We start from the raw sequence: 4,613 nt of genomic DNA, 5'->3' as shown, positions 1-4,613 counted from the left end.
ACCGGCGCGATTCTTTTTAGTTAATGCCTTTATGTTGAAGTGCATTTGTTGCGTGTTGTTGCGTCTGGTGAGTTGATGAGTGTTGCTGTGATGAGTCCGGTCGCGGCCGAGTCGCGTTATGAGCCGTTGCGCGTGATGGTCGTGGATGACTCCGTGGTCATTCGCGGCCTGATCTCGCGATGGATCGACGCCGAGCCGGACCTGACGGTGGTTGGCTCGCTGCGAACCGGTCTCGATGCGGTCAATCAGGTCGAGCGTATCAGGCCCGACGTCGCCATCCTCGACATTGAAATGCCGGATCTCGACGGCATCTCCGCGCTGCCTCAGCTCCTGGCCAAGAAGCGCAACCTGATCGTCATCATGGCGTCCACGCTGACCCGCCGCAACGCGGAGATCAGCTTCAAGGCGATGTCGCTCGGTGCCGCCGACTACATTCCGAAGCCGGAAAGCACCCGCGAGATCTCCGCTGCCGATGTCTTCAAGCACGATCTGTTGCAGAAGATCCGCCATCTCGGCGCCCGTGCGCGCCGGCTGAAGTCGGTGGCGAGCCCATCGATCGCACCGGCTGCGCGGACGACGCCCTCGGCTTCTGCCATTCGCCCTGCACCGGTCGCTCCGGTGGCGTCCAGGCTCGTCACGCGTCCGTTCAGCGCGAGCATGCCCCGCGCGCTGCTGATCGGCTCGTCCACCGGCGGCCCGCAGGCACTGATGACGCTGATGGCCGAGATCGGTCCGGTGATCGACCGCGTCCCGGTCTTGATCACCCAGCACATGCCGCCGACCTTCACCACCATCCTTGCCGAACATCTCGCCCGCGCCAGCAAGCGCCCGGCGCATGAGGGCATCGACGGCGAAGCCATCAGGCCCGGCACGATCTATCTCGCCCCCGGTGGCAAGCACATGCGCGCCGCCAAGCAGGGCGCCAATATCGTCATCGCGCTCGATGACGGTCCTCCCGTGAATTTCTGCAAGCCGGCTGTCGATCCGCTGTTCACCTCCGGCATCGATGTCTGGCAGGGCGGCGTATTGGCCTTGGTGCTGACCGGCATGGGCTCGGACGGCATGCGCGGCGGCAAGGAAGTCGTCGCGGCCGGCGGCAATGTGATCGCCCAGGATGAAGCGTCCAGCGTCGTCTGGGGCATGCCTGGTGCTGCAGCCAATGCCGGCATCTGCTCCGCGATTCTGCCGCTCAATCAGATCGGCGCGAAGATTACCCGCCTGTTTTCTGGAGATCGTTCATGACCCCCGCCGATTACGATTTCCTCCGCAAGTTCCTGAAGGAAAAGTCCGGCCTCGATCTGTCGGCGGACAAGCAGTATCTGGTCGAGAGCCGCCTGGTGCCGTTGGCACGCAAGGCCGGTCTTTCGGGCATTGATGAGCTGGTCCAGAAGATCAAGTTCGGATCATCGGCGATCGCCGCCGACGTGGTCGAGGCGATGACCACCAACGAGACCTTTTTCTTCCGCGACAAGACGCCGTTCGACCATCTGCGTGACGTCGTGATGCCCGAGATGATCCAGGCGCGCAGCGCCCGTCGCAGCCTGCGCATCTGGTGCGCCGCCGCCTCGACGGGGCAGGAGCCTTACTCGATCGCCATGGTGATCAAGGAAATGAGCGCACAGCTTGCGGGCTGGCGTATCGAGATCGTCGGCACCGACATCTCCCAGCAGGTGCTGGAGAAGTCGAAGTCGGGTCTCTACACCCAGTTCGAGGTGCAGCGCGGCCTGCCGATTCAGCTGCTGGTGAAGTACTTCAAGCAGATCGGCGACATGTGGCAGATCGCGCCGGAACTGCGCGCCATGATCCAGTACAAGCCGCTGAACCTGCTGACCGACTTCTCGCATCTCGGCAAGTTCGACATCATCTTCTGCCGCAACGTGCTGATCTATTTCGATCAGGACATGAAGACGCAGATCTTCGGCCGTCTCGCCAAATGCATGGAGCCCGATGGCTTCCTCGCGCTCGGCGCCGCCGAGACCGTGGTCGGCCTGACCGAAGCGTTCAAGCCGCATGCCGACAAGCGCGGCCTGTATCGTCCGACGGCAATGCGAGCCGCCCCATCGATCGTGCCCGCAATGGCGCCCGTGGGTCTCAAGACGGCGATGCCGGTGCGTTGATCTGTAGGGCGGATGAAGCGAAACCGTAATCCGCCGGCCAAGTTCATAGCTGAAACTCCGCGGCGGATTACGCTTCGCTAATCCGCCCTACATCAGCGCTACAAAATCGCGTGCGGAATGAAGCGTGACGTGTTCCCCGTGATCGGGTTCTCATCCTCGCGGATCGAGAGCCCGCATGGTATCTCGTCCACAAGCCAGCTGCCGATCACCGGATAGTTGCCTGAAAAATTTGGCAGCGGCATCAGCATCTGCCGGATGAATCCTTCCTCGCCATAAGGGCCCGGCTGCGCATCGATCGCGTCGCCGCCGCTCACCAGCGTGACATTGGCGCCCTCGCGCGAATAGAGCGGTTTGCGCACATAGGATGTGCCGAGCTCGCTCGCCGCTGCATCGTCATCGAAATAGGCCGGCAGCAGATTGGGATGATGCGGAAACATCGCCCACAGCAGCGGCAAGATGCCCTTGTTGGAGAGGATCGCCTTCCATGGCGGCTCGATCCACCGCGTCGAGGCGCCTTTCAATTTGCTGCCGAATTGCTCGCGGAACATCCACTCCCATGGATAGAGCTTGAACAGAAGTTCGATGGGCTGGTCGTCGAGATCGACGAAATGTCCAGCCTCGGTATAGCCGATCTGCGTGATGTCAATCAGCTGCGGCGATAGTCCGCCCTGCTGCGCGACATCAGCGAGATAGGCCACGGTGCCGCGATCCTCGGCGCTGTCCATGCCGGCGGCGAGATGGAGCTTGTTGCCGGCACCGATCCTGCGCCAAGCCTCGATCAGCTTTTCATGCAGCGAATTATACTGATCGGCGCGTTTCGGAATGATCTGCCGTTCGATCGCCTGTTCGAGCCAGGTCCACTGAAACACGGCAGCCTCGAACAGCGATGTCGGCGTGTCCGCATTGTATTCGAGCAGCTTTGCGTGGCCCTTGCCGTCGAAGCAGAAGTCGAAGCGGCCATAGAGGCTCGGTTCGTGCCGCTCCCAGCTCGCCGCGATATAGGTCCAATAGGCTTTCGGGATCTTCAGCAGCCGCAGATAGCGCTCGTCCTTGACCGCGCGGCCGACCAGCTCGCGGCACATGGCGTTGAGTTCGGCCGTCGGCCCCTCGATCTGCTGCTCGATCTCGTCCAGCGTGAAGGCATAATAGGCGCGTTCATCCCAATAGCGTTCGCCGCCATCGGTGTGAAACGCAAAGCCCATGCTTTCGGCAGTGGCCTGCCAGTCATCGCGCTCGCTGCAAGTGATCCGCTGCATCAGCCGCCGCCGGAGAAGTGTGAGCCGAATGAACCGAAGCCGTGGCGCGTGACCGTGCTCGAGGATTTGCCCGCGATGCTGCTGGTGCTCGAAGACGCGCCGCTGCTGGTGAAATTCGTTCGCGACGACGAGTTGCTGCTTCCGCTGCCACCAAAATAGTGTCCGCCGGAGGATGAAGACGAGCTGCCTTGCCGGCACCCGGGTTGCTCGATGGTCGGTCGGTTGGGATCGCAGCGCTCGCTTGGCATCAGCGCATAGGCGCCGCCGCCGACAGCCACGGTGCCCATCAGCAGCAGGGCGATCTGGCTCGATCGTTTGCGTGCCGGTTCTTCATAGGTCGGCCGCGCCGGATTGCGCTTGTTGAAATTCTTCACGCTCTCATCCGTCATGGCGAATAAACCATGGAGGCCGCATTCAGCACGCCGGCGGCCAGCGAGGCGAGGCCGAGCCACAGCGCTGCCGCCATCTCGCCAGCCTCGATGCGCTCGGACAGCTTCGGCACTGGAATGCGCAGGATGTAGTAGACCGCGATCTGCACGATCAGCGCGATCACTGCCCAGATCAGGCAGTCGACGACGTTGGCGGAATGAACGATGGCGCTGGCCACTGGCAGCACGAAGCCGAGCAGGCTGAGCCCGAGCGCCAGCGAGGCAGGCGCGCAGTCATCGCGGATCAGTGCGAACTCGTCATGCGCAGTGACGCGCATATAGACGAACAGATAAAGCATGACGGCGATGATGCCGGTGCAGAAATAGACAAGAAAGGCCGGAAGTCCGGCCAGAGATTGCAGAACCATTCCGCCCCCGAACGTGCATGGGGCGACATCGCCCTCTGCAACGCATTGTATTGGTCTCGGCTTGTATGGGGAGAGTTCATACGCGCAAACAAAAACCCCGCCTTGCGGCGGGGTTTTCATGAGAACGTTCGGGGAGAAAGATCAAGCCGGGATGCGAATTTCGTCTTCGTTCGGCTCGCGGAGCACATAACCGCGGCCCCAGACGGTTTCGATGAAGTTGCGGCCTTCTGAAGCGTTGGCCAGCTTCTTGCGGAGTTTGCAGATGAAGACGTCGATGATCTTCAGTTCGGGCTCGTCCATGCCACCATAGAGATGGTTCAGGAACATTTCCTTGGTGAGGGTGGTGCCCTTGCGGAGCGAAAGCAGCTCCAGCATCTGATATTCCTTGCCCGTCAGATGGACGCGCTGACCGCCGACTTCCACCGTCTTGGTATCGAGATTGAC

Annotated in this window: 6 protein-coding genes; 2 read left to right on the top strand and 4 right to left on the bottom strand. The window is 61.7% G+C overall.

All coding sequences use genetic code 11. From position 1 onward, the window contains the following. The first annotated feature begins 75 nt into the window (after nucleotides 1-75). Together ACIQ17_RS31070 and ACIQ17_RS31065 are read left to right on the top strand one after the other, a co-directional pair. Nucleotides 76-1,242, top strand: coding sequence for a chemotaxis response regulator protein-glutamate methylesterase (locus ACIQ17_RS31070; protein WP_398473338.1), 1,167 nt, complete (start codon nucleotides 76-78; stop codon nucleotides 1,240-1,242). After that, a complete protein-coding gene (locus tag ACIQ17_RS31065) occupies nucleotides 1,239-2,117 on the top strand; it encodes a CheR family methyltransferase (RefSeq protein ID WP_398473337.1) in 879 nt (292 codons plus the stop codon). Before ACIQ17_RS31070 ends, ACIQ17_RS31065 begins: the two co-directional genes overlap by 4 nt. Before the next feature lie 98 nt (nucleotides 2,118-2,215). Here the strand turns inward: ACIQ17_RS31065 and ACIQ17_RS31060 are convergent, their stop codons facing one another. The 4 genes from ACIQ17_RS31060 to ACIQ17_RS31045 all read right to left on the bottom strand — a co-directional run. Next, a complete protein-coding gene (locus tag ACIQ17_RS31060; RefSeq protein WP_398473335.1) occupies nucleotides 2,216-3,373 on the bottom strand; it encodes a glutathionylspermidine synthase family protein in 1,158 nt (385 codons plus the stop codon). Continuing rightward, nucleotides 3,373-3,762, bottom strand: coding sequence for a hypothetical protein (locus tag ACIQ17_RS31055; RefSeq protein WP_398473334.1), 390 nt, complete (start codon nucleotides 3,760-3,762; stop codon nucleotides 3,373-3,375). The genes ACIQ17_RS31060 and ACIQ17_RS31055 overlap by 1 nt, the downstream gene beginning before the upstream one ends. Beyond that, nucleotides 3,759-4,169: a DUF350 domain-containing protein gene (locus ACIQ17_RS31050; RefSeq protein WP_398473333.1), complete on the bottom strand. Its 411-nt coding sequence runs from the start codon at nucleotides 4,167-4,169 to the stop codon at nucleotides 3,759-3,761. Before ACIQ17_RS31050 ends, ACIQ17_RS31055 begins: the two co-directional genes overlap by 4 nt. Before the next feature lie 141 nt (nucleotides 4,170-4,310). Further along, nucleotides 4,311-4,613: winged helix-turn-helix domain-containing protein (locus ACIQ17_RS31045; protein WP_398473332.1), on the bottom strand; the 303-nt coding region annotated here is incomplete at its 5' end.

The sequence above is a fragment of the Tardiphaga sp. genome (assembly GCF_044340795.1).
Classification (GTDB): domain Bacteria; phylum Pseudomonadota; class Alphaproteobacteria; order Rhizobiales; family Xanthobacteraceae; genus Tardiphaga.
Note: the sequence above shows the minus strand (reverse complement) of the source record. Positions and strands in the feature narration are given on the sequence as shown.

What these genes read in the sequence shown, in the direction of transcription:
- ACIQ17_RS31050 (WP_398473333.1), bottom strand. Translation starts at nt 4,169, where the DNA reads ATGGTTCTGCAATCTCTGGCCGGACTTCCGGCCTTTCTTGTCTATTTC.
- ACIQ17_RS31070 (WP_398473338.1), top strand. Translation starts at nt 76, where the DNA reads ATGAGTGTTGCTGTGATGAGTCCGGTCGCGGCCGAGTCGCGTTATGAG.
- ACIQ17_RS31065 (WP_398473337.1), top strand. Translation starts at nt 1,239, where the DNA reads ATGACCCCCGCCGATTACGATTTCCTCCGCAAGTTCCTGAAGGAAAAG.
- ACIQ17_RS31060 (WP_398473335.1), bottom strand. Translation starts at nt 3,373, where the DNA reads ATGCAGCGGATCACTTGCAGCGAGCGCGATGACTGGCAGGCCACTGCC.
- ACIQ17_RS31055 (WP_398473334.1), bottom strand. Translation starts at nt 3,762, where the DNA reads ATGACGGATGAGAGCGTGAAGAATTTCAACAAGCGCAATCCGGCGCGG.